Source organism: Burkholderia sp. A9, from assembly GCF_000801975.1.
The window spans coordinates 1-23,421 of sequence record NZ_JSZN01000030.1 but is presented as its reverse complement, the minus strand read 5'-3'; the positions used below and the strand labels follow the sequence as shown (position 1 = coordinate 23,421).

Below are 23,421 nucleotides of genomic sequence, written 5' to 3'. Positions count from 1 at the left end.
TCAACCGACCGGCGGATCGTGAGTTACCCCTAGGCTGACCCGTGAGGGCGGTCGCATGGGGCTTCACCGGAGAATTCAAGCCAGTCATAGTTTTCCCTACCTCGACTTTCGGCACGCATCAACATATCTTCCACGGAAGACGATAACGATTCGTCGGATCCGCTTCATGGAACGAGGTATGGAAATGAAAGAGTCAGAAGATCACGGGACCGCTGCCCGGAACGGACCTGCGCCGTCGCCGGCGGACGCTGCCGGCTTCGTCTGGAATGACGACTACGTGCTCGGTCACGGGTCGATGGACGACACCCATCACGAATTCGTCGCGTGCGTGAATGCGCTGCTCACGACGCCGGACGACGATCTCGGGCGCGCGCTCGACGCGTTTGCCGCGCACGCACACAGCCATTTCGGCGACGAAGACGACGCGATGCGCGAGACGGCTTACGGCTCCGCAGGCTGCCATATCGACGAGCACGCGGCCGTGCTGCAGTCGACCGACGAGGTGCGCGCCGCGCTGGCCGAAGGCCGGCCGCAGGTCGTCCGTGCATTCGCCCGCGCGTTGGCCGGATGGTTTCCCGAGCATGTGCGCGTCATGGACCAGGGTCTCGCGCGCTGGCTCATCCAGCAACAACTGGGCGCGTCGCCGGTAGTCATCCGGCGCCGTCTTCCCGTCGCGGCCTGACGCACGCGCCCCTTCTCATACGAGCGTCCATCATGGAACAGAACACTCCGTCGTCGAACGCGCTGCTGCAAGTCGGCGTATCCGCGAAGACGTGGCTCGCCGACGGCATCGTCGGTTACGAACTCACGCCGCTGTCGGACGCCCCCCTGCCCGACTTCGAGGCCGGCGCGCATATCGACGTGCACCTGCCCGGCGGGCTCGTGCGCCAGTACTCGCTGGTCGACCTGCCCGACGAACGGTCGCGCTACCGCATCGGCGTGCTGCGCGAACCGCAATCGCGCGGCGGATCGAGGTGTCTGCACGACGATGTCCGCGCAGGCGACACGCTGTCGATCAGCGCGCCGCGCAACCACTTCGCGTTGCACCGCGGCCCCGAGCGGTCGCTGCTGTTCGCGGGCGGCATCGGCATCACGCCGATCCTCTGCATGGCGCAGCAACTGGCGCGCGAGCACCGCCCGTTCGACCTGCACTACTGCGGCCGCTCGCTGTCGCGCATGGCATTCGTCGAACGCGTGCAGCAACTTTCGGCCGCGGACGATCCGCACGCCCGCGTGCAGGTTCATGTCGACGACGGTCCGGACGGACAGCACCTCGATGCGCACGCCGCGATCGGCGCGCCGTCGGCCGACAAGCATCTGTATGTGTGCGGGCCGACGGGATTCATGGATCACGTCCTGCAGACCGCGCGCGCGCTCGGCTGGGACGACGTGCATCTGCACCGCGAATATTTCGCGGGGCCGCCGGTCGAGCCGTCGGACGAAGACGGCCCGTTCGAGATCGAAATCCGCAGCAGCGGCGAAGTGATCGAAGTGGGCGCCGGCCAGACGGCCGCGCATGCGCTGCTGGATGCCGGATTCAACCTGCCGCTGTCGTGCGAGCAAGGCGTGTGCGGTACCTGCATGACGAAGGTGCTGGCCGGCGAGCCCGATCACCGGGACCTGTACCTGACCGACGACGAGAAAGCGCGCAACGACAGCTTCATGCCGTGCTGCTCGCGAGCGAAGACTGCGCGACTGGTGCTCGATCTCTGACGCCGCCGCACGCATCCCACTGAACACTGGAACGAGGAATTCAACATGCTGACCAAGCAGGACAATGAACTGATGTGCCGCACGGGCCCGGGCACCGCGATGGGCAACGCGATGCGCCGCTTCTGGCTGCCGGTGATCCAGTCGTCGGACCTGCCGCAGCCGAACGGCGATCCGGAAACGATCGAGCTGCTCGGGCAGCGGTTCGTGGTCTGGCGCGACCGCGATGGCCGGCCCGGCCTCTACGACGAAGGCTGCCTGCACCGCGGCGCGTCGATGCAGCTCGCCCGCGCGGACGGCGACGGCCTGCGCTGCATCTATCACGGCTGGAAATTCGCGGTGGACGGCACGGTGCTCGAAACGCCGAACGTCCCCGATCCGAAGTTCAAGAGCCGCATCCGCGGCCGCACGTATCCGGTGCGCGAGGCGGGCGGCCTGATGTGGGCGTACCTCGGCCCCGAAGGCAAGGCGCCGCCGTTCCCGCACCGCGCGTTCATGGACCAGCCCGATACCCATCGCATCAACGTGTGCGCGATCGTCAACTGCAACTTCGTGCAGGTGATCGAAGGTCTCGTCGATTCGTCGCACCTGACGGTGCTGCACAGTTCCGCCCTCGCGCAGACCAACGCGTCCGACCTGGACTACGCGGGGAAGATCACGCACATGCAGTTCGACGCGGCCCCGACGATCGAGGCGGACGAGACCGATTTTGGCTTTCACTATGTCGCGATCCGCCAGGCCGGCGACAACCGCATCGCGCGCGTCACGTCGTTCATCGCGCCGAGCTTCATCGCCAACGCGAACGGCGACGTATGGCTCGCCGCGGTGCCGATCAACGACGAGCGCTGCTACTTCTTCCACGTGTGGTGGGATGCGCAGAAGCCGGTCGGCGAAGAGCCGCTGCGCAGCGCGCAGCTCAAGTTCGTCGGTCTCGACGAGCCGACGCTGCGCAAGTACGGGATGACGCTCGATACCTGCGACTCGCCGGCCGCGATGTCGTTCATCAACGGCTATCGCCAGGATCGTCGGGCGCAGCGCGACGGCCACTTCACCGGATTCGACGGCATCACGCAGGAAGACGCCGCCTGCAGCATTTCGAGCGGCGCGATCCGCGACCGGTCGCAGGAAATGCTGTCGACGGCCGATCTCGCGATCAGCCGCCTGCACCGCACGCTGCTCGCGTGCGCACGTGCGGAGCGCGATCAGCAGGACATTCCGGCGCTGCGGGCAGATTCGGGCGGTGCGATCGGCGTATCCGGCGAGATCGGCCCGGGCGAGGACTGGCGTCGGCTGGTGCCGCACCACCGGATCGTGTCGTCGGCCGGCACGCGCACGCAACGCAATGCATGACCACCATTTGAACAGGAGTCCAACATGTTGAGCCACGAAGATAACGAGATGTTGTGCCGCGTCGGCCCGGGCACGCCCGGCGGCACGTTGATGCGGCGCTACTGGCACCCGGTCTGCACGTCCGCGCAACTGCCGGAGCCGGACTGCGCGCCGCTGCGCGTGCGTCTGCTAGGCGAGCAGTACGTCGCGTTCCGCGATTCGAACGGGGAGGTCGGCCTGCTCGAGGAGCTGTGCATGCATCGCGGCGCGTCGCTCGCGCTCGGCCGTGTCGAGGAAGGCGGCATTCGCTGCCTGTATCACGGCTGGAAGTTCAGCGTGTCCGGCGCCGTGCTGGAGACACCGAACCATGCGGACCCGAAGTACGCGGCGCGGATGAAGGCGCCCGCGTTCCCGGTGCGCGAAGCCGGCGGCATCGTGTGGGCGTATGTCGGCCCGAAGGAGCTGGAACCCGCGTTCTCGCGCTATGCGTTCATGGATGCGGCTCCGGACCATCGCGTCGTGCTGCGCATCAACGTCGCCTGCAACTACCTGCAGCTGGTCGAAGGCGGCGAGGACAGCTCGCACGTCGGCGTGCTGCATACCAACATGGCGCGACCGGGCTGGAAGGACGATTCGTTCACGCGCAATCCGGACGTCGTGAATCCGGCCGCGCTCGCGTCGAACGACCTCGAACCGTCGCTGAAGATCGAGGACACGGCGTTCGGTTTTCACTATGTTGCGCTGCGCAAGACCGGCGAGCCGGGTGTGCGCAACGCGCGCGTCGTGCCGTTCATCGTGCCGTACGGCCGCATCATTCCCGCGCCGGCGTTCCTGTTCACCGTGCTCGAGGTGCCGGAAGACGACATGCATACGAGCACCTATATCGTCGTGCACGGCGACTCGCCGGTCACCGACGACAAGATCATCGAACTGCTGGGCCTGGACGATCCGAAGTACTACGATCGCAAGAACTGCACGTTCAACGCGAGCTGGGCCGATTCGTTCGGCCAGAGCCGCGCGCTGATGAAGGAAAACTGGACCGGCCTGCGCGGCGTCGAAGTCGAGGATGCGACGATCGGGCTGTCCCAGGGGCCGCTGTACGACCGCTCGCGCGAGCATCTGGTGCCGGCGGACCAGGCCGTCGTGCGCGTACGCCGCGCACTGCTGGCAGCGGTCAAGCGCGTGATGAACAACGAGCAGCCGCCCGCGCTCGGGCTCGACCTGCGCGGCGTCAGCGCGTGCGACCGGCCGCTCGCGGACGATGCGGCCTGGCAGGATCTGCTGCCCGCGCATCGCGCCACCACCGAAGCCGTCGAAGCCTGAGGAGAACCTTGATGACCCACGACCCAACCCGCAGCCACACACCGGATTACTTGTCCCTGTTGCGCCTCGACGGACGCGGTTTCGTCGTGCTCGGCGCCGGCCAAGGCATCGGCGAGCAGACGGTTCACGCGCTTGCGCAGGCCGGTGCACGCGTGCTTTGCGTCGACCGCGACGAGACGCTCGCGCGCCGCATCGCCGACGCTGTCGGCGGTATTCCATGCACGGCCGACGCCACCTCGCGCCACGACATGCAGCGCGTGTTCGACACGGCACGCGAGCAATTCGGCCGCATCCACGGCGTGGTCGACATCATCGGCGTGGCGGGCATCAAGCCGCTGGCCGCCGTCGACGACGCGTCTTGGGCGCAGCAGTTCGACATCGTCGTGCGCCATGCGTACCTCGCGCTGCAGATCGGCGGCGAAATGATGAAGCGCGACGGCGGCGGCACGTTCGCGTTCGTCGGCTCGCTCGCCGGCGATCGCGCGGTGCCGAGCGAGGTCGCGTATGCGGCGTCGAAGGCGGCGCTGCACCATCTGGTGCGCTGCGCGGGTGTCGAGTATGCGCCTTACAACGTGCGCATCAACGCGGTGTCGCCGGGGTTCGTGCGCACGCCGCGGCTGAACCAGCGGCTGGACGCCGCGACCTGGACGCGCGTCGGCGAAGCGATCCCGATCGGGCGCGCGGCCACGCCCGCCGAGATCGCCGGCCACCTGCTGTTCCTCGCGTCCGACCTGAGCGCGCACATGGCCGGCGAGATCGTCACTGTCGACGGCGGCCTGAGCGTGAAGGCCGCGATTCCTGCGATCACGTTTGCCCCGTCGGCCACGCCCACGCCATGAGCACGATGAAACAGCCCTCCCCGCGCGACCTGATTCATCCGTCTCTACGCGCGTTCGCCGACGCGGCTGCCGCGCGGCCGAGCCTGGCGCAGATGAGCGCCGACGACGCGCGCGCCGGCATCGCTGCGCGCACGGCCACACGGGCGGCCGGCCCACGCATCGACAAGGTGTTCGACCTCGCGGTGCCCGGCCCGGGCGGCGGCATCCCGGTGCGCATCTACCATCCCGACGGCGCGACCGGCGTGACGCTGGCCTTTCACGGCGGCGGATGGCGAATGGGCAATCTCGACAGCTTCGACGCCGTCTGCCGGCACCTGGCCAACGACTCGGGGCTGGCCGTGATCAGCGTCGACTATCGACTCGCGCCCGAGCATCCGTTCCCCGCCGCGCTCGATGACGTCTGGGCGGCGACCTGCTGGGCGGCCGAACACGGGCACGAGCACGGGCTGCCGACCGCACGGCTGACGGTATTCGGCGAATCGGCGGGCGGCAATCTCGCCGCCGTCGTGTGCCTGCTCGCGCGCGAGAATGCGCGGCCGCGCCTCCTCGCACAGGCGCTCGTGTACCCGGCGACGGACGCGCGCCAGCAGCACGCATCGCGGTCGGTGTACGCGGAAGGCTTCGTGCAACGCACGGCCGACGTCGCGCACGCCTTTCGCGAGTACGCGCTCGATCACGGCGTGTCGCCGTCGGTCTGGACGCTGTCGCCTTTCCATGCAGCGAGCCACGCGGGCCTGCCGCCGGCCCTCGTGATCACCGCCGAGTGCGACGTGCTGTGCGACGATGGCGAAGCGTATGCGCGCAAGCTTGCCAATGCGGGCGTGCCGACGACCTGCGTGCGCTATGCGGGCATGTTGCACACGTTCTACGGCATGCGCGGCGAGGTCGATGCCGCCGCGCTCGCCCAGCGACAGGTGGCCGACATGCTGCGGGCGGCCGTGCAGGCAGGGTAGCGATGCACGTGGACGTGCGACCGGGAAACTTACGTACAATGGCAGATAGCGGTACCAGTCGCCGCTCCGTTACGATCGACCCGGTCGCACCCCTTCCAAGGAAGCCATCGAGATGAGCACCGCAGACGCGAAGCAGCCCACCCGTCGCCGAACCGCCGGCAGCCCGGCGGCCCCGACGCAGATGGAACCCGCCGCCAAGGCAAGCCTGCCGCGCAACAGCCTGATCGAACTGATCACGCTGCAGTGGCAGCACGAGCACAGCGATCTCGACTTGTCGAATTTCCTGCTGGCGATCTATTTCATGCGGATCGGCACGCTCGTCGAGCAGTCGTTCGACAAGATGTGCCAGCGCATGTGGGGCATCAGCGGCTCCGACATGCGCGTGCTGCTTGCGCTGCGCCGCAGCGGGCAACCCTACGCGAAACGCCCGACCGACCTGTACCGCGCGCTGCTCGTGACGTCGGGTGCAATCACCAAGAAGATCGACCGCCTGGCGAGCCTCGGGATGGTCGAGCGCCGCCCCGATCCTGGCCATGCCGGCGGATTCATCGTGCACCTGACGCGAAAGGGGCTCGACGTCGTCGAAAAGGCCGTCGTGAAGCTCGCGAACGAGTCGTCGATTGCACCTGCGATGGCGTATTTCTCCGACGCCGAGCGTACTGCCGGTAACGAATTTTGCATGCGTACGCTGGCGTTGATGGAAGAGCACGTGCTTTCGGAAGTCGGCGACGCCAACGACGCGCCGTCTGACCAGCAGACCAAGAAAGCGCGGCATTCACCACGCAGTCGCAAGTAAGCAACGAAGCAGCGCGTGCGGTGATTATCTTTCTGGATCTACGAAAATTTTCCGGAATGACGGAATTTGATCTCCCACCTTTCTGGCTGCTAGACCGATCGCGCTAAATCCAGGATCGCCCGAAACGTCGTGCTTTGGCGCAGACGGGCGCTCGACCGTCTAAGCTGTTCAGATCAGCGCCGACGCCACTGCGATGCTCCCCCTCTAGCCCCCTTCAGGTTCGTGCGTGCTGATCGCGCTTCCTACCAATGGGACTCAAGCCCGGACGCGCGGCCGAACGACTGGGCGTGACCGTACGTCGGGTCCAGCGTCTGGTGGATCGTTACCGCGAGTCTGGCGCCGCCGGACTGGCTTCGCGCAAACGTGGGCGTCCCGGTAATCGGCGGCTGGATGAGGATCTGGCTCGACGGGCGCCGACGATCATCCGCGATCGCTATGCCGATTTTGGCCCGACGCTGACCTGCGAGAAGGTGTGGGAATGCCACGGGCTGCAGTTGTCGAAGGAAACGGTCGGGACGCTGATGACAGAGGCTGGATTGTAGATGCCGCGCAAAACTCCAAGCACTCGCTCCCCAAAAAAGAAACCCGACCAAGGCCGGGTCTGTTATTGCGTTTAGCTTACGACCAGTGCCGGAATTGGGCTGCGCCCACGATGGTCCGCTCGAATTCGGCAATTACTACTTGGCTCGAACATCAGAACCCAGAATTCGTAGGCACTGTTCGGTGTTTTGCCCCATACCGTCAGCACGCCACTGCTGCATAGCCAACCGCGTTCAAAACCATTCCAGGCAAATCGAATGTGAGGTTTTGTTACGTCCATATGTCAACCCATGAAGTAGTGCTGATCAATTTGAAAAGGCCCGGCACGAGGCAAGCTCATGTTACCGCTTTTTCCGTTTGAAACGGCCCTTGCTGTCACGTGCAGACGTGCGCCGCATTGTGATGCGCCATGATTCCTCCCGTCGAGTTGTCAATCGATCCGGGCAAGGCGCGATCAGCTGGTCGCCATTGGTAGTCGGCGACCTTGTTCGCACCGCAGCCTCCGTCGCTTTGCCCTTCCCTGTTCGTCGCGCAGTCGAATGATCCGTTTCCAGCAATTCGTTCCCGTCGAGGAATGGCCAACGGATTCGCGGAGCACGAATACCCGCGCACTTCGCCGCTGGCAGACATGCGCGTAGCGAGTGCCACGGCACACAGGCAAGGTTGCCTTCAATCGCGCCATCACGGAGTGCTGGCGTCACGTTGCAGGCCCGTCTCGATGCATAGGTCGACTGGTTTCAAACCGATAACGCACCAGCCCTTTCCATCCCGATAGCTCGCCTTCCACTGCTTCATCACAGGCAGAATAAATTAATTTAGTTAGCCGAATTATAGAAGTAGCTATCCGACTCCCTATCATTCAATTAGAGAGATTCAATTGGCTTGTTTCACGTCGAAACCATTACATTTCGTCGGCATTTCCCCCTCAGCCAAGGAACCTCATCGATATGTCATACACCGGGAATCGCTTTTTTCAGAGCATGATTGCCGCAGCTTGCGTCGCATTGGCCTCTTCTTCCCATGCCGTCGAACTGACGCGCGACAACGGTTCGCCCGTCGGCGACAACCAGAATTCCCAGACGGCCGGACCGAACGGTCCGACGCTGCTGCAGGACTCGCATCTCATCGAAAAACTCCAGCGCTTCGATCGCGAACGCATCCCCGAACGTGTCGTGCACGCCCGCGGCACCGGCGCATTCGGCGAGTTCGTACCGAGCGCCGACCTCAACGATCTGACGACGGCCAAGGTCTTCACGCCCGGCACGAAGACGCCCGTGTTCGTCCGCTTCTCGACCGTGATGGGTTATCGCGGCTCGCCCGAGCAGGCGCGCGATCCGCGCGGCTTCGCCGTGAAGTTCTATACCGAACAAGGCAACTGGGATCTGGTCGGGATCAACCTGCCGATCTTCTTCATCCGCGATGCAATCAAGTTCCCTGACTTCGTGCATGCGAACAAGCCGAGCGCCGTCACCGGCGTGCAGGACGCGAACCTCGCGTTCGACTTCTTCGCGCATGCGCCCGAGGCGACCAGCATGCTGACCCGGCTATACACGACCGAGGGCATGCCCGATTCGTACCGGCACATGGACGGCTACGGCGTGCACGCGTTCAAGTTCGTCAACGCCGACGGCAAGTACACGTACGTGAAGTTCCACTGGAAGAGCCAGCAAGGGATGCACGGGCTTCGCCCGAAGGACATTGCGGGTTCGATCGGCGCCGACTGGAACCTGATGACGAACGACCTGTATGGCGCGCTGAAGGCCGGTAACGCGCCGAAGTGGGATCTTTATATTCAGGTGCTGAAGCCGTCCGAACTCGACGCGTTCGACTTCAACCCGCTCGACGATACGAAGGTGTGGGCCGGCATTCCCGAACGCAAGGTCGGCACGCTGACGCTGAACCGCGTGCCGGACAACTACTTCGAGTCGACCGAGGAATCCGCCTTTGCACCGTCGCGGATGGTACCCGGCATCGAGCCGTCGGAAGACCGGATGCTGCAGGGCCGGATGTTCTCGTACGCGGATACGCAGATGTACCGCCTCGGCGCGAACTTCAACCAGTTGCCGATCAATCGTCCGCGCGTGGCCGTCACGAACAACAACCAGGACGGCGCGATGAACTTCGGCGACCGCAAGGGTGAAGTGAACTACGAGCCGTCGACGCTGAACGAACTCGCGCAGAACCCGCGTTACAAGTCGGTCCAGACGCCGCTGTCCGGCACGACGCAGCAGGCCGCGATCGGCAAGACGCTGAACTTCCGGCAAGCGGGCGAGTATTACCGGATGCTGTCCGCGCAAGAACGGCAGGACCTGGTGACCGCGCTGTCGGGCGACCTGAGCCACGTGACGAACGACGCGAACAAGTACGCGATGCTGTCGTACTTCTACAAGGCAGACGCAGACTACGGCACGCGCCTCGCGCGTGCGACGCATGCCGACCCGTCCCGTGTGAAGTCGCTCGCCGACAAGCTCGTCGAGAACTGATCGGGCGATAGCGCGAAGGCTGCACGCGCCGCCTTCGCGTCCCACCCTACCTGATTGCGCCGCGCGGCCATGCGCGGCGCGCATCGCAGATGAAGAATCGACTCCAAACCGCCCTCTTCCGTACGCTCGCGATCGCGGGCGCCGTCGTGGTCGCGGCTTGCGCACCGCTCGCACAGCCCGCCGCCGTTCCCCACCCCGACTGCACGCCGATCTGCGCCAATACGACGATGCGTGGTTTGCCGCCGCGCGTCTCGGCCGCATCGATATCCTGCAGTCGCTCGTCGACGCGCATTACCCGATCGACACGACGACGCGCGAAGGCTATACCGCGGTCATCCTCGCAGCCTACCGCGACCAGCCCGCGACGCTCGACTATCTGCTGCGCAACGGTGCCGACCCATGCATCGGCGATCGTCACGGCAACACGGCACTGATGGGGGCGCTGTTCAAGGGGGAGACTGCGATCGCGAAGCGGCTGGCCGATACGCACTGCCCGATCGACCAGACCAATTACGCCGGCGAAACGGCACTGTCATTCGCCGCGCTGTTCGGCCGGCTCGACATGCTGCCGGTGCTCGTCGCACATGGCGCGAATCCGGATCACCTCGACGCACTCGGCCGCACGGCGCTGCAGAACGCCATCCTGCAAGGCAACGACGCTGCGGTTGCCGCGCTCGAGAAAGTCGGCGCAACGCCGAATGCGGATGTGACGTTGCGGTTGAGGCCGTAAATACCCGCGCGCATCGGCCCGGGTACTCGTTGCAACCGCGATGACCTACCAGTTCGAATCGACCGGAGACGGACCGTCGGCATGCTCGCCGAGGTAGTTTCGCAGGTGCTCGACAAAGCACGCGACCTTTGCCGACAGATTCAGCCGTTCCGGATACACCACGTAGATGTCGGCGGGCGGCGTGTCGAAGTCGCTCAATACTTGCACCAGCCGGCCGCTCCGCAAGTATTTGGCAATGTCCCATTCAGCGCGCATCAATATGCCGTGCCCCTCCAGCGCCCAGTTCAGCGCGACCTCCCCGTCGTTGGTGCTCAGTTTGCCGTGCACCTTGACCGTCTCGGTGCGGCCGCCGCGGGTCAGGCGCCAGTTGCCGTAGGCGGCATCGTTCTGCCGCAGCACGATGCACTGATGGTGCGTCAGGTCGTGTGGGTGAGCCGGTTGACCGGCAAGCCGCAGATACGCCGGCGACGACACCAGCAAGCGGCGATTGGACGCGATTTTCTTCGCGATCAGACGCGAGTCCGGCATCTCGCCAAAACGCACGGATAAATCGATGCTTTCGTCCGGCAGGCTGACGGGCCGGTCGGTGAGATGCAGTTGCACCTCGACGTCGGGGTAAGCCTGGCTGAACACCGAGATCGACGGCCCGATATAGGATCGACCGAATCCCAACGGCGCGTTGACGCGCAACAACCCTTTCGGCGCTTCGCGGGTGCTGGACACCAGACGCTCCATGTCGTCGATGTCGCTCAGGATGCGCCGCGCGTTCGCGAAATAGACTTCGCCTTCACTGGTCAGGCTGATGCGCCGGGTCGTGCGATTCAGGAGGCGCACCCCCAGACGATCCTCCATGGCCGACAGCCGGCGCGAGACCGCCGGCGGGGTCAGGTTCAATTCGCGCGCAGTCGCCGCCAAGCTCCCCTGTTTCACCAGCAAGCAAAAGAAGCCCAGCTCCGAGTCCGTATTCATTCGTGAATTTTTTGCAATGATGAATTAAATCCAGGTCGATTCTCACGAAATTCTATCGGATTAACCTTCGCCCTGCGTCACCGAAGCGCTCGCCTGAAGGCTTCCGGGAGACGGCGTCGAGGCTGCATCAGACGGCCCGGACATCGATTGGTCATTGGATAACGGAGACATTCCATGGACATGGAACTTGAAAAGCGCACGTTGCGACGGGTGAGCTGGCGTATCGTGCCTTTCATCATGCTGCTGTACTTCGTCGCGTACATCGACCGGGTCAATCTCGGCTTCGCCGCGCTGACGATGAAAACGGACCTGGGCTTCAGCGCATCGATACTCGGCCTCGGAGCCGGCATCTTCTTCTGGGGCTACTTCATTTGCGAAGTGCCCTCCAACGTCATCCTGCACAAGGTCGGCGCGCGGTTGTGGATCGCGCGCGTCATGGTTACGTGGGGCATCGTTTCCGTGTGCATGGCCTTCATCACGGGACCGACGAGCTTCTACCTCATCCGTTTTCTTCTGGGGGCGGCGGAAGCCGGGTTCTTCCCCGGCATCATCCTGTATCTCGGCTACTGGTTCCCCGCGCGCCGCCGTGCCGGCGTCGTGGCGCTGTTCATGGCCGCCGCGCCGATCTCCACGGCGCTCGGGTCGCCGCTGTCGGCGGCGTTGCTCGAAATGAACGGCGTGATGGGCCTGCACGGCTGGCAGTGGCTGTTCGTGATCGAAGCCGTGCCGGCGGTCATCCTGGGTTTCGTCGTCCTGTTCTTCATGACCGATCGCCCCGAACAGGCCAAATGGCTCAAAGAGGACGAGCGCAACTGGCTCGTCGGCGTCATGAATCAGGAAGCTGCCAGCCGGGCGACCACGGCCAGGCACGGCATCGTCAGCGGCCTGGCGAATCCGCGTGTGCTTGCCCTGTCGCTGATCTACTTCGGTACGTCGGCCGGCCTGTACACCCTCGGCATCTGGGCACCGCAGATCATCCGGCATCTCGGCGTGTCGTCGATGACGGTCGGCCTGCTCAACGCGATTCCGCCGATCGTGTCGGTCGTTGCGATGGTCGTCTGGTCACGCCACTCCGACCGCACCGGCGAACGCACGTGGCACGTCGTGCTGGCCTGCGTGGCGGCGATCGTCGGTCTGGTGGTTGCCGCGCTCTCCCATAGCGTGGTCGGACTGATCGCGTCCCTCACGCTGGTCAACATCGGGATCAGCTGCGCCAAGCCGCCGCTCTGGACCATGCCGACGACGTTCCTCTCCGGTGCCGCGGCCGCGACCGGCATCGCCACCATCAATTCGATCGGCAACCTCGGCGGCTTCGTCGGGCCGGCCATGATCGGATGGATCAAGGACCAGACCGGCAGCTTCGCGGGCGGACTCTGTTTCGTCGCCGGCCTGCTGGTGCTCTCCGTCGTACTCACGCTGTCGCTGGCCCGTTCGCAGCGCTCGGCGCTGACGCGCGGCAATGCCGCCGCGCACTGAACTCACATGCTCGTCCCCCCACTCAATACGTTGCTAGAGGAATGCAAAATGGACAAGGAAGCAGCCATTCAGTCCGTGACGGACACCATGGCGAAATTTACGGCCTATATCGGCAAGCGCCTGCCCAAGGACGTGAAGGCGAAGCTCGCGGATCTGCGCACGCTTGAAACCAATCCGCTTGCGAAGTCGATCTACGATTCGATGGACAGCAATCAGGACGCGGCCGACAAGCTGAACCGCCCGAGTTGCCAGGACACCGGCGTCATCCAGTATTTCGTCGAGGCCGGCGCCCATTTTCCGCTGCTGGGCGAACTGGAAGAGATCCTGCGCGACGCGACCGCCGGCGCGACGCAAATGGGCCCGCTGCGCCACAACGCCGTCGAAACGTTCGACGAGAAGAACACCGGCACGAACACCGGCACCCAGATTCCCTGGCTCGACTGGCGCATCGTTCCGGAACAAGACAGCTGCACCATCGACGTCTACATGGCCGGTGGCGGCTGCACCCTGCCCGGCGCGGCCAAGGTCCTGATGCCCGGACAAGGCTACGAAGGCGTGGCGGAGTTCGTGATGGACGTCATCACGGAACGCGGCGTCAATGCATGCCCGCCGCTGCTCGTCGGGGTCGGCGTGTCGACCTCGGTCGAAACGGCCGCCCGCCTCTCCAAGCTGGCGATCCTGCGCCCGGTCGACTCGAAGAGCGACAATCCGCGCGCCGCCCTGATGGAGGATCTGCTCGAGCAAGGGCTCAACGAAATCGGCATCGGGCCGCAAGGCCTGACCGGCAACAACAGCGTGATGGGCGTCAATATCGAGTCGTCGGCACGTCACCCGTCGACCATCGGCGTCGCCGTCAACACCGGTTGCTGGGCGCATCGCCGCGGCAAGATCCGCATCAATGCCGACCTGTCCTATGAAATCCTGTCCCACGAAGGAGTGGTGCTGTGAAAAAGATTCTGACCACCCCCATCAAGAGCGAAGATCTCGAAGATCTCAACATCGGCGACGTCGTCTATCTGACCGGCCGCCTGGTCACGTGCCGGGACGTCGCGCATCGACGGCTGATCGAACAGGGTCGACAACTCCCGGTCGACCTCGAAGGCGGCGCAATCTTCCATGCGGGCCCGATCGTGCGCAAGAAGGACGACGGCAGCTTCGAAATGGTTTCCATCGGTCCGACGACCAGCATGCGCATGGAAAAATTCGAACGCCAGTTCATCGCGCAAACCGGGGTCAAGCTGATCGTCGGCAAGGGCGGCATGGGCCCGGAAACGGCGGCGGGTTGCCAGGAACACAAGGCCGTCCACGCGATCTTCCCCGGCGGCTGCGCGGTGCTGGCCGCCACGCTGGTCGAGGAAATCGAAGGCGCGGAATGGCAGGATCTGGGCATGCCGGAAACGTTGTGGATCAACCGCGTCAAGGTGTTCGGTCCGCTGATCATCTCGATCGACACCAAGGGTAACAACCTGATCCAGCAGAACAAGGTCGCCTTCAACGAAAAGAAGAAGCCGGTTCTCGACAGGATCAGCCAGCAGCTCAGCTTCATCAAGTAAGTGCCCGCAGGCCGGCCGGGGGTGTCGCTCCCGGCCGGCCTGCGCGTTGCCCCGCACGAGTCCGCCCAACCCACGCGCCGCCAGGCGTTCCGGATCGTCCGGGCGTCCACGCTGGCGCGTCTTCTCCGGTGTGTTCCGCTGATCCGTGCCGGTGCCGGCACCGCAATCAACCTGCCGGCGCGTAGGTCACGCCGCCGATCGTCATCGCGGGTCGTCCGTTGACGGCCGTGAAGATCGCCTCCCACAGATCGCGGCCATTCAGGCCCGGAATCCTGATCGCCATCCCGGCCCGGTCGTCGGCCAGCGGCAGCAGCATCTGCCAGACGGGTTTGCCGCTATCGTCGCAGTTGCGCATGACGATGTAGCCCGGCAGGTCCGGCAGCCGGTTCACGCTGGCCTGCAGCACACCCGCGTGCGTCATGGAGCGAATCGTGTCGGCGGACTCGTTGTTCACCTGCCATTGCGTGCCCATGCGGGCCGTCCAGGCCATATCGAGTTCGGGCAGATTGGCGGCGAGTTGCTGATAGACGGGCGCCGTCAGCGCGTCATAGCCGGCATTGTCGGCCATGCGCACCATCAGGTAACGGCAGGTATTGCCCGTTTGATCGGGGTCGGGCACGGCGGCGAACGCGAAGCCGGGCCCGCTGCCGCTCGCGCTCCACCACCAGCCGTCGCTGCCGTACCGGAACGGGCTTTGAGGATGCGATGCCCAGCCAGTGTCGGTCCAGACGTCCAGCGTGAGCGTGTTCGTGTCAAGGCCCACCCGCAAGACCGAGTCGCAACTGGCGTAGATGCCGGCCGCGTCGCCCGGTGCGGGGGCCGTAGCCGGCGGAGCCGGCGACACACTGATCTTCGCGGGCAGCGCGGCGATCGTGCCGTCCTCCACCAGGGCGCGCAGCAGGATCTCTTCGGCGAGCGCCGCCGGCGTGTATCCCCCGTAACCGGAGGCCATCAGCGCCATCTGCGCACCGGGCAACACGAAGAGCGAACTCGAGAACGTGGTGTCGCCGTTCTTCTGCCACGCGGCGACTCCCACGCGCTGCAGCGCCCTTTCCGCACCGGTATCCCAGCCCAGCCCCCACGGGTAGGCGGACGTCGGATTGATCTTCACGCCGACGATCTGCGTCTGATCCAGCGCCATGCCGGCAATGCCCGCCGCCGACGCGATCCGCTTCCCTTGGTACATGCCCTGCGCGAGCAGCATCTGCGAGAACTTCATCATGTCGCCCGGCGTCGAGCTGATGCCGCCCGCGGCATAGGCGTTGACGTACTCGGGTGTCGCATACCACTTGCCGTCCAGCCGCGCGTTCGGCGGCACGCCGGGCGCCTGCGCGGCACCGGGGAAGCCGGAACGCGTCATGCCGAGCGGGTCGAAGATGTTTTGCTGCACGAATGCCGGAAAGCTCAACCGTGTGACGGCCAGGACCACCTGCTCGAACAGCGTGAAGCCATCGTTGCAGTACACGGCAAGCTCGCCGGGCGGATGCTTCAGGTGCGCGTTCCCGAGCGCCGCAAAGGTGTCGTCCGCGTAACCGGACAGCGGCGCGAGCGAGAGGAAGTTGTGGGAATTGTTGCCGGGCAGCCCGGATGAATGCGAAAGCAAATGACGGATCGTGATGTTCGCGTATTGCGGGGAAAGCATCGAAAACCCCGGCACGTACTCGACGATGGGTGTATCGAGCCCGATCAGGTTCTGATCTTGAAGGATCACCGCCGCGAGCGCGGCAAAGACCTTGCTGACCGATGCGATGTTGAACGGGGTCTCGACGGTGGCGCGCGTGCCGGCTGCCGAGATCACGCCAAACGCCTGTTGCCACACGATGACGTCGCTCTTGAGCAGCGCGATCGAGATGGCGGGTACGCCTTGCGCGACGAACGTCGCGATCGCTTGCCGGCCCCACGCGATGGTCTGCCCGTAGCGGTTGTCGATACTGCCACCACATCCTGGCAGCAGCGCCGCGAGCACCCCCGCTCCTGCGCAGCCGAGGAACTGGCGACGATGCAGGCTCGCCGGCCCGCCGTCGCCACGATTCGGAACCTGCCGATCGTCGAGCATCGAGCACTTCACGCGGGTCATGACGCTCGCTGGCACTGCCATCCGGAAGCAGCCATCGTCTCGACGTTATTCACGGTCGTCATGCTGATTTCGAACAGATCGCGGCCCGGCATGACCGGTACCCTGACGGTCATGCCGCAGCGGTCGTCGGCCAGCGGCTTCAACAGCTGGTAGTTGGTGTGGGTGCCGCCGTCGGTACTGTAGGCGAATACGACATAGCCCGGCAACGCGCCGAGGCTGCCCAGCGACACGCGCAGCATGCCGGCGGACAACACCGACTGCGCCGATTCGTTGATCACGTTCCACGTCGAGTTCACGCGCGCCTGCCATGCGCCGTCGAGCGCCGGCAACGCCTGGAGCTGCTGTCCATACGGCGTGACGCGGAACACGTAGCCCGAGCCGTCGACGACACGCTTGGTCAGATACCGATTGCTCACCGCGTTGCCCGCATCGTCCGTGCCCGGCAGGATATCGAACCGGTACGACACGGTATCGCCTTCGCACCACCACCAGCCGTCGCTGCGGTACACGTATGGCGCGGTACCGGGGGCGACCGACACCCACGCGGTGCCGTTCCATTTCGTCAACGACAGACTGCCGTCCGCATTCACGGCGACTTGCATCGGCGTCGATTCGTTGCCGTAAACGCCGCTGACCGCGGACACGTCCGGCGACGCAGCCGCCGACGGCGCACCGGTATTCACCCGCGCCGGCGCGCCGGCGATGCTGCCGTCCTCCTGCAACGCCTGCAGCAGGATCGCGGGAGCGATGCTGGCCGCGTCGTAGCCCATGCTGCCGGTGATCATCAGCGCCATTTGCGCGGCCGGCAGCACGTAGAAATGGCTCGAAAAGAACTGCGTGCCGCCGCTCTTGTACGCCCCCGCGGCGCCGGCGGCGCGCAGGACCGGATCGTCGACGTCGTCCCAGCCCAGGCCAAACGCATACGAGTAGCCGAGCCGGGTCGACTTGACCTGCCACCGGTCGGTCTGGTCCGTCAGCATGTCGGCGATCCCCGCCGCCGACGCGATGCGTTGCCCCTGGAACAGGCCGTTGCCGATGAACAGTTGCGCGAGGTTCATCATGTCGAGCGGCGTCGTCGACAGGCCACCCGTTGCATACGGATTCGAGAATTCCTGTCCGTACTGGGTGCCGTTCGCGTAGGCCAGCGCGAACTGGCCGCTGGTCGGCACGCTGGTCAGAAAGCCTGAATGCGTCATGTTCAGCGGCGCGAGGATGTTGCGCTGAACGAAATCCGTGAAGCTCAGCCCCGTGACTGCCGTGACCACGAGTTCGAATAGCGTGAAGCCGTCGTTGCAGTACACCGCGAACTGGCCCGGCGGATGATTCAGGTGCTCGTTGGCGAGCACCTTCTGCGCGGTCTCCGCATAGCCTGCAACCGGCGCATACGTGAACATGTTGTCGACGTTCTGGCCGGGCAGCCCCGACGAATGTGACAGCAGATGACGCGACGTGATCTGGGCGTACTCCGGCGACAACATCGAGAACGACGGCAGGTAGCGGACGATCGGCGCGTCGAGATCGATCAGGCCGCGATCCTGCAGGATCACGCCGGCCAGCGCCGCGATCACCTTGGTGACCGAACCGATGTTGTAGCGCGTCGTCGGCGTGGCGGCCACCGCCGGGCTGACCGAGGCATTCCCGAACGCCTGTGCCCACACCACCTGGTTGCCCTTGAGCAACGCAACGGAGATGCCGGCGAGGCTTTGCGGTCGGGCATCGAGCGCGGCCTGGATCGTCTGCTGCGCTGCTGCGATGGTTGCGCCATACGTCGATTGCTGAATCGTGTCCGCACCGCCGCATCCCGGCAGCACCGCGGACAACAATCCCGCGCCCGCATATTCGAGGAATTGCCGGCGGCCGACGCTGGACGGTGCCGTGTCGCGGCGCGGGTCATGTGGATCGCGTGTGTGGGTCATATCGTCGCCTCAGGAAACCTGCTGTTCTGCCCGTCGCGCGTCGCGCGTGGTCAGGGAACTGCCGTCCGGGCTCCAGCCGGGCGGCCGGATCAGGTAATTGATCGCGGTGAGCACGCTCCCCGCCTTCGCGAGATCGCGCGCGATGTTGCCCCACTCGTAAAACGCGATCCTGAACGGATTGTCGGTGCCGATGCTCGACGTCAGGCCGTAGTGCGGCGTGAATCGCTCGGGCGTGTAAGACCGGAACAACCGATCCCAGAGCATCGTGGTGCCGGCGTAGTTGGTATCCAGATACTCGAAATCGCTGCCGTGATGGACGCGATGCTGCGACGGCGTATTCAGCAGCGCCTCGAACCAGCGCGGCATCTTGCCGATCGCCTCGGTATGAATCCAGAACTGGTAGATCAGGCTCACCGACTGCATGAACAGGATCATCTTCGGATGGAACCCGACCCACGGCATCCACGCCCAGAACAGGAACGAGCCGGTGATCGTGCCCGTCCATGTCTGGCGCAGCGATACCGACAGGTTGTATTGTTCAGATGAATGATGAACCGAATGCGAGGCCCAGAACCAGCGCACCTCGTGACTCAGGCGGTGAAACCAGTAATAGCTGAAATCGTCCGCGAAGAAGCACAGCACCCACGCCCACCAGACGTTCGTCGGGATCGTGAAGATCCGGTGCTCGTACACCCAGCTCAGCACCGCCAGCACCAGGCCGCCGGTCAGGACACTGGCGACGAGTGCGCCGATTGCGAGCGCGATGTTCGCCAGCGTATCGCGGGTCCGGTACAGCGACCTGCCAAGCACCGCGGCGAGCACGACTTCCACCACGATCAGCACCGCGAAGGCCGGGAACGCGGCCATCATGATATTGGGCAGATTTTGCATGACCGTTGCGCTCCAGGCCGGCGGGCAATGACGGCGACGCCATTGCCGTTCAAGGTTCGACCGCGATTTGCCGGTCGGCTCATGCGCAAGGTGAACGCGATTCAAGGTGCAGGCACGGCACCCTGTCGCGATGCAATCAGAAAGGACTACGCCCCGAAAAAGATCGGCCGCACGCGGACCGACCGGTGCTTGCGCGGCGCAGGTCGTGCCTGTGCCGTACCGACTCGATCGAACGTGCGGCCCGAACCGTGGGTTGGTCTCCCCGGTTATCCAGGCCTTCTTCTACACCCCGCGCCACTGTTTTTTTACGATTGCCAGCAGGTGCGAAGGTACTGCACCCGATTCGTTTGGGAAATACCGCATATGCAGTAGTTGCCTTGCCGGCCGCTGTCACGAACGCGTCACGCTCGGGTGTCGGCGCAAACGGGCACGATGCGGTCAGGCCGACGCGTCGATCAGGGCCTGCATTTCGTGCGGGTCGAGCGGTTTGTGCATGACGCGGAAGCCGCTCGACGACGCGGCATGGATGCCCTCCGGCGACGTATCGCCGGTAATGATGATGGCCGGTATCTCGCGCTCGATGGACCGGAACACCGTGTGGACGACATCCGCACCGGTAACGTGCCCGGCCAGCCTGAAATCGGTCACGACCATGTCCAGTTCGGCGCGATGGGGGGCGGCAAGCTCGATCGCGCGCTCCAGCGATTGCGCGGCGATTACCGTGTGCCCCCAGGTTTGAAGCAGCGTCTGCATGCCGGCCAGCACGTCGCGATCGTCGTCGACGACGAGAATGGTTCTCCCGGTGCGCTCGCGCCCGGCGTCCTGGCCACTGCCCGGCTGATGCGCGCCGGTCTCGCGCGACCGCGCATGGTCGGCCGTCGCCAGCCGCACCGAGAACAGCGAGCCGCGGCCCGCCGTCGAACGCACCTGGACGCCGGCATTGATCAGCACGGCCGTGCGCTGCACGATCGCGAGCCCGAGGCCCAGCCCCTGCTCCCGGTCACGCGCCGCATTGCCGATCTGGTAAAACTCCCGAAAGATATTCGGCAGTTGATCGGCTTCGATGCCGATGCCGGTATCGAAGACCTGGATGTCGACATCGGTGCCGCGCCGCCGGCAAGCCAGCAGGATGCCGCCGCGCGGCGTATAGCGCACCGCGTTCGACAACACGTTCGACAGGATCGTGTGCAGCAACACCGCGTCGGTTTCCAGCCAGATCGAGGTCGGCCGGATCCTGAGCGTCAATCCTTTGGCCTGCGCGGCCTGCCGAAACTGATTGTCGAGCGCATCGAGTTCCTGCTGCAGCGGAAAGCGGCGCGGTTCGACATCGATCACACCCGCATCCAGCCGGGAAATGTCCAGCAACACGTTCAGCAATTGCGACATGCCCTTCAACGCGGTCCGCAGACGTTCGGCAATATCGGCGAGCGCGGTTCCGTCGACGGTCGGCGCCCGTGCCATCGCGCGCAGCGTCGCGATGTACAGGCCCAGCGCATGCGTCGGCTGGCGCAGGTCATGGCTGGCAGCGGCCAGGAATTGCGATTTGCTGCGATTGGCGAGTTCGGCGCGCTCCTTTTCCTCGGTCAGCTGCCGGATCAGGTCGACGTTCTCGAAGCGTAGCGACACGGCGTCGCGAACGGTACGCTGCAGCGTCCGGCTGAAGGCGAGATTGACCGCGAGCAGGAACAGCGACAGGAATCCGAGCACCGAAAACAGCGCGCTGCCATACATGAACGACCGGATCGCGAACGGCAGCACGGTCGGCAATGCGTAGGCCACGTAGGTCGGCCACCACGACGACAGCGACGCCACCGAGCCGCCGGTCATGCCGGCCAGCACGATACAGATCAGGGCCGTCACGATCGTGTTGTCCGGTGAAAAGAACAGCACGCCCATGGCGCCCCACAGGCAGCCGGACAAGCCCGCGAACACCAGGTATATGCGCGCGCGGCGCCTGGCCGTCCCGGCAGGGTGTTCGCCCGCGCGGCGATCGCGCCAGACCATGACCGTGCGGATGGCGGTCAGCACGCAGATCGCCGCGGCCCACCCGAGCAGTGCGTGCCGCGACACCTCGTTCCACAACAGAAAGGTGGTCAGGCTGACCACGGCGATGTTGCCGAACAGGATCGGCGGCGACTGCCGGTACAGCGTATTCACCAGCTCCAGCTGCACGTGGGCACGATGTTCTTGCGCTATCCTTTTTGCCATTTCAGAATTGCGTAGCGGATCCGGCGTTGGACTGGTCGGGCGTCGATCTCGCCCGCCGCGTGACACGTCGCAACGGGGTTGCATCGTATTGTCGCAAAGGATTGCACTTCCGGGTGCCCCGGGAGAAGGCGAAAGAAAAATGAAAAAGATCGTGCTTGCCGAAGACCACGCCATTATTCGCGACGGGCTGAAGCTGCTGCTGAAGACGCGGGCGAACTGGACCGTGGTGGGGGAAACCGGCGACGGCCGGATGGTCGAGCCGCTGGTGCGCGAGACGCAGGCCGACTTGCTGTTGCTCGATCTCGATCTACCCGGCTTCCCCGGTCTCGACCTGGCGAAGCGCATCAAGGCGCAATCGCCGCAGACCAGGATCCTCGTCGTCACGGGCAATCAGAACCCGGCCACGGTCCGGGCGGCCGTGGCCATCGGCGTCGACGGATACATGCTCAAGCATGAAGATGGCGACGAGCTGCTGCGTGCCGTTTCGCTGGTGCTGTCGGGTATCCGCTATGTCAGCGATTCGCTCGCCCATGTCCTCGAGAACACCGGCGGCAGTACCGTGCCACCGGTCACGGCGCGAGAGAAGGAGATCCTCGTGCTGATCGCCAACGGACATTCCAGCAAGGACATCGCGATCAAGCTGAATCTCAGCGTGCTGACGGTGCGCAAGCATCGACAGAACCTGATGTCGAAGCTGTCGTTGCACAACGTTGCCGAAGTGATCGCGTATGCGCTGCGCGACGGCCTGACCGTGCTGCCGCTTTCCGACGATGTCAGCGCCGAGGCAATACTGCGTTGACGCCCCGGCCGCCGCCCCGGCCGCCCGTCGCCACTTGCCAGCGCATCCCGACCTGCCCGACGTCCGTCACCCGACGATGACCTGCTGCCCGACATCGATCGCACCCGGATTGCTCGCCAGGTTCCGGTCGAGTTGCAGGATCTCGTCGAGCGCGACGTTGATGCACTGACCGTCCGACTTCCGCTACTGTTCGTCGGGCGGTACATGCGCCGCGGCAAGCAGCGATCCTTCGTGACGTTCGGCGATCGTCCACAACGCATCGCCGGGTGCCACAGTTACCGTCAGCGGCGTCGCGCTCGGCGAACTCGTCGGGGGTTGCGCCGGCTGCGTACCAGGCGTCGACGATGCCGACGGCGTCGCGGACGCGCTCGGCTGGGCCGGCGGCGTCGTCGCACCGGGCGACGGTGCGAGCGATGCGCTCGACGATGCGTTCGGCGTCGGCGTCGCGGAGCTCGAACTCGAAGGCTGCGGCGACGGACCGGACGGCTTGTTCTTCTCGTCCTGCAGGAACAAGCGATAGGCCACGTTGTTGCCTTCCTCGACAGACGGATAGCCAAGCGTCGAGAGGAATCGGTCGAACTCCCCGTGATCGGCCGGCGGCACCTGGATGCCGACGAGGATCGAGCTGTAGTCCGCGCCCTGGTTGCGGTAGTGGAACAGGCTGATGTTCCAGTCCGGTGCCATCGACGACAGGAACTTCATCAGCGCGCCCGGCCGTTCCGGGAATTCGAAGCGGAACAGGCGTTCGTCGTGCGCGAGCGGCGAGCGGCCGCCTACCATGTAGCGGATGTGTTCCTTCGACAGCTCGTCGTGGGTCAGGTCGACGGTC

General features: G+C 65.0%; 18 protein-coding genes and 3 pseudogenes. 14 read left to right on the top strand and 7 right to left on the bottom strand.

Annotated features, from left to right (window positions below; all coding sequences use genetic code 11):
- The first annotated feature begins 184 nt into the window (after nucleotides 1-184).
- The 10 genes and pseudogenes from PI86_RS13245 to PI86_RS13205 all read left to right on the top strand — a co-directional run bounded on the left by PI86_RS13245 (nucleotide 185) and on the right by PI86_RS13205 (nucleotide 10,703).
- Nucleotides 185-682 carry a bacteriohemerythrin gene (locus PI86_RS13245; protein WP_082012234.1) on the top strand — a complete coding sequence of 166 codons (498 nt, stop codon included), beginning with the start codon at nucleotides 185-187 and terminating at the stop codon, nucleotides 680-682.
- 32 nt (nucleotides 683-714) lie between these two features.
- Nucleotides 715-1,713 carry a PDR/VanB family oxidoreductase gene (locus PI86_RS13240; RefSeq protein WP_200885202.1) on the top strand — a complete coding sequence of 333 codons (999 nt, stop codon included), beginning with the start codon at nucleotides 715-717 and terminating at the stop codon, nucleotides 1,711-1,713.
- Nucleotides 1,714-1,758: 45 nt separating this feature from the next.
- The gene (locus PI86_RS13235; RefSeq protein ID WP_039323113.1) at nucleotides 1,759-3,060 is read left to right on the top strand and encodes a Rieske 2Fe-2S domain-containing protein; all 1,302 of its coding nucleotides are present in this window, start codon (nucleotides 1,759-1,761) and stop codon (nucleotides 3,058-3,060) included.
- A 24-nt stretch (nucleotides 3,061-3,084) separates the two neighbouring features.
- Nucleotides 3,085-4,362 (top strand): Rieske 2Fe-2S domain-containing protein, encoded by a 1,278-nt coding sequence (locus PI86_RS13230; RefSeq protein ID WP_039323109.1) that lies wholly within the window; start codon nucleotides 3,085-3,087, stop codon nucleotides 4,360-4,362.
- Nucleotides 4,363-4,373: 11 nt separating this feature from the next.
- Entirely contained in the window at nucleotides 4,374-5,201 is an 828-nt protein-coding gene (locus PI86_RS13225) for an SDR family NAD(P)-dependent oxidoreductase (protein WP_039323106.1), read from the top strand.
- Nucleotides 5,202-5,206: 5 nt separating this feature from the next.
- The gene (locus PI86_RS13220) at nucleotides 5,207-6,154 is read left to right on the top strand and encodes an alpha/beta hydrolase (RefSeq protein ID WP_235362762.1); all 948 of its coding nucleotides are present in this window, start codon (nucleotides 5,207-5,209) and stop codon (nucleotides 6,152-6,154) included.
- Nucleotides 6,155-6,266: 112 nt separating this feature from the next.
- Entirely contained in the window at nucleotides 6,267-6,950 is a 684-nt protein-coding gene (locus PI86_RS13215; RefSeq protein ID WP_235362761.1) for a MarR family winged helix-turn-helix transcriptional regulator, read from the top strand.
- A gap of 248 nt (nucleotides 6,951-7,198) precedes the next feature.
- Nucleotides 7,199-7,489: pseudogene (locus PI86_RS16580) on the top strand (helix-turn-helix domain-containing protein); the annotation flags it as partial.
- Nucleotides 7,490-8,470: 981 nt separating this feature from the next.
- Nucleotides 8,471-9,973, top strand: a complete 1,503-nt coding sequence (locus PI86_RS13210) for a catalase (RefSeq protein WP_235362760.1) — start codon at nucleotides 8,471-8,473, stop codon at nucleotides 9,971-9,973.
- 157 nt (nucleotides 9,974-10,130) lie between these two features.
- Nucleotides 10,131-10,703, top strand: a complete 573-nt coding sequence (locus PI86_RS13205; RefSeq protein ID WP_326929235.1) for an ankyrin repeat domain-containing protein — start codon at nucleotides 10,131-10,133, stop codon at nucleotides 10,701-10,703.
- 45 nt (nucleotides 10,704-10,748) lie between these two features.
- On the opposite strand, the gene PI86_RS13200 is transcribed toward PI86_RS13205, so the two are convergent.
- Nucleotides 10,749-11,672, bottom strand: a complete 924-nt coding sequence (locus PI86_RS13200) for a LysR family transcriptional regulator (protein WP_039323100.1) — start codon at nucleotides 11,670-11,672, stop codon at nucleotides 10,749-10,751.
- A 174-nt stretch (nucleotides 11,673-11,846) separates the two neighbouring features.
- Between PI86_RS13200 and PI86_RS13195 the strand changes: the two genes are divergently transcribed.
- From PI86_RS13195 to ttdB, 3 genes are read left to right on the top strand one after another with little or no spacing between them, the layout of a single operon-like run.
- Nucleotides 11,847-13,148 carry an MFS transporter gene (locus tag PI86_RS13195; RefSeq protein WP_039323097.1) on the top strand — a complete coding sequence of 434 codons (1,302 nt, stop codon included), beginning with the start codon at nucleotides 11,847-11,849 and terminating at the stop codon, nucleotides 13,146-13,148.
- 48 nt (nucleotides 13,149-13,196) lie between these two features.
- Entirely contained in the window at nucleotides 13,197-14,096 is a 900-nt protein-coding gene (gene ttdA, locus PI86_RS13190) for a L(+)-tartrate dehydratase subunit alpha (RefSeq protein ID WP_039323094.1), read from the top strand.
- Nucleotides 14,093-14,701, top strand: a complete 609-nt coding sequence (gene ttdB / locus PI86_RS13185) for a L(+)-tartrate dehydratase subunit beta (protein WP_014899352.1) — start codon at nucleotides 14,093-14,095, stop codon at nucleotides 14,699-14,701. Before ttdA ends, ttdB begins: the two co-directional genes overlap by 4 nt.
- A gap of 166 nt (nucleotides 14,702-14,867) precedes the next feature.
- Here the strand turns inward: ttdB and PI86_RS13180 are convergent, their stop codons facing one another.
- The 4 genes from PI86_RS13180 to PI86_RS13165 form a co-directional block, all read right to left on the bottom strand.
- Nucleotides 14,868-16,778 (bottom strand): serine hydrolase domain-containing protein, encoded by a 1,911-nt coding sequence (locus PI86_RS13180; RefSeq protein WP_235362759.1) that lies wholly within the window; start codon nucleotides 16,776-16,778, stop codon nucleotides 14,868-14,870.
- The gene (locus tag PI86_RS13175) at nucleotides 16,775-18,694 is read right to left on the bottom strand and encodes a serine hydrolase domain-containing protein (RefSeq protein ID WP_039323088.1); all 1,920 of its coding nucleotides are present in this window, start codon (nucleotides 18,692-18,694) and stop codon (nucleotides 16,775-16,777) included. The genes PI86_RS13180 and PI86_RS13175 overlap by 4 nt, the downstream gene beginning before the upstream one ends.
- A gap of 9 nt (nucleotides 18,695-18,703) precedes the next feature.
- The gene (locus tag PI86_RS13170; protein ID WP_039323085.1) at nucleotides 18,704-19,585 is read right to left on the bottom strand and encodes a sterol desaturase family protein; all 882 of its coding nucleotides are present in this window, start codon (nucleotides 19,583-19,585) and stop codon (nucleotides 18,704-18,706) included.
- Between the two features lie 438 nt (nucleotides 19,586-20,023).
- On the bottom strand, nucleotides 20,024-21,793 hold the full coding sequence (locus PI86_RS13165; protein ID WP_039323081.1) for a hybrid sensor histidine kinase/response regulator: 1,770 nt from the start codon (nucleotides 21,791-21,793) through the stop codon (nucleotides 20,024-20,026).
- Between PI86_RS13165 and PI86_RS13160 the strand changes: the two genes are divergently transcribed.
- Entirely contained in the window at nucleotides 21,696-22,592 is an 897-nt protein-coding gene (locus PI86_RS13160) for a response regulator transcription factor (RefSeq protein ID WP_326929234.1), read from the top strand. The two genes, PI86_RS13165 and PI86_RS13160, sit on opposite strands and share 98 nt — an antisense overlap.
- Nucleotides 22,593-22,658: 66 nt before the next feature.
- On the opposite strand, the pseudogene PI86_RS17965 reads toward PI86_RS13160, so the two are convergent.
- Nucleotides 22,659-23,117, bottom strand: a pseudogene (locus PI86_RS17965) (LWXIA domain-containing protein).
- Nucleotides 23,097-23,421, bottom strand: a pseudogene (locus PI86_RS17765) (threonine ammonia-lyase, biosynthetic); the annotation flags it as partial. The pseudogenes PI86_RS17765 and PI86_RS17965, both read right to left, overlap by 21 nt.

Coding starts and splice junctions, on each gene's coding strand:
- PI86_RS13245 (WP_082012234.1), top strand. CDS start 185: ATGAAAGAGTCAGAAGATCACGGGACCGCTGCCCGGAACGGACCTGCG.
- PI86_RS13240 (WP_200885202.1), top strand. CDS start 715: ATGGAACAGAACACTCCGTCGTCGAACGCGCTGCTGCAAGTCGGCGTA.
- PI86_RS13235 (WP_039323113.1), top strand. CDS start 1,759: ATGCTGACCAAGCAGGACAATGAACTGATGTGCCGCACGGGCCCGGGC.
- PI86_RS13230 (WP_039323109.1), top strand. CDS start 3,085: ATGTTGAGCCACGAAGATAACGAGATGTTGTGCCGCGTCGGCCCGGGC.
- PI86_RS13225 (WP_039323106.1), top strand. CDS start 4,374: ATGACCCACGACCCAACCCGCAGCCACACACCGGATTACTTGTCCCTG.
- PI86_RS13220 (WP_235362762.1), top strand. CDS start 5,207: ATGAAACAGCCCTCCCCGCGCGACCTGATTCATCCGTCTCTACGCGCG.
- PI86_RS13215 (WP_235362761.1), top strand. CDS start 6,267: ATGAGCACCGCAGACGCGAAGCAGCCCACCCGTCGCCGAACCGCCGGC.
- PI86_RS13210 (WP_235362760.1), top strand. CDS start 8,471: ATGATTGCCGCAGCTTGCGTCGCATTGGCCTCTTCTTCCCATGCCGTC.
- PI86_RS13200 (WP_039323100.1), bottom strand. CDS start 11,672: ATGAATACGGACTCGGAGCTGGGCTTCTTTTGCTTGCTGGTGAAACAG.
- PI86_RS13195 (WP_039323097.1), top strand. CDS start 11,847: ATGGACATGGAACTTGAAAAGCGCACGTTGCGACGGGTGAGCTGGCGT.
- ttdA (WP_039323094.1), top strand. CDS start 13,197: ATGGACAAGGAAGCAGCCATTCAGTCCGTGACGGACACCATGGCGAAA.
- PI86_RS13180 (WP_235362759.1), bottom strand. CDS start 16,778: ATGACCCGCGTGAAGTGCTCGATGCTCGACGATCGGCAGGTTCCGAAT.
- PI86_RS13175 (WP_039323088.1), bottom strand. CDS start 18,694: ATGACCCACACACGCGATCCACATGACCCGCGCCGCGACACGGCACCG.
- PI86_RS13170 (WP_039323085.1), bottom strand. CDS start 19,585: ATGCAAAATCTGCCCAATATCATGATGGCCGCGTTCCCGGCCTTCGCG.
- PI86_RS13160 (WP_326929234.1), top strand. CDS start 21,696: ATGTTGCCGAACAGGATCGGCGGCGACTGCCGGTACAGCGTATTCACC.
- PI86_RS13165 (WP_039323081.1), bottom strand. CDS start 21,793: ATGGCAAAAAGGATAGCGCAAGAACATCGTGCCCACGTGCAGCTGGAG.